Origin of the sequence: Streptomyces sp. SID5464 (assembly GCF_009862985.1) — a bacterium.
Lineage (GTDB): Bacteria > Actinomycetota > Actinomycetes > Streptomycetales > Streptomycetaceae > Streptomyces > Streptomyces chartreusis_D.
In genome coordinates, this window is the sequence record NZ_WWIQ01000012.1 from 1 (window position 1) to 206 (window position 206).

1 protein-coding gene is annotated in these 206 nt (G+C 70.9%); it reads left to right on the forward strand.

Going from position 1 to position 206, the window contains the following annotated elements; all coding sequences use genetic code 11:
- Positions 1 to 149: hypothetical protein (locus GTY47_RS41835; RefSeq protein WP_324604475.1), on the forward strand; the 149-nt coding region annotated here is incomplete at its 5' end.
- Between the last annotated feature and the right edge of the window lie 57 nt (positions 150 to 206).

Below are 206 nucleotides of genomic sequence, written 5' to 3' on the forward strand. Positions count from 1 at the left end.
TGCCGGTGCGCGACGAGCTCACCGGCGAGACCTACCACTGGAGCAGGAACAACTACGTGCGCCTGGAGCCGGGGCGGGCTCCCGCACACGTCTTCCACGTCCAGTCGCCGCCCGCCGCGCAAGGGAACGGAGGGGCAGGAACGCCATGACCGTGAACGAGCCCGTACCGGACACCTTCGAGGACACCCCCGCCAGGGACCGGGACC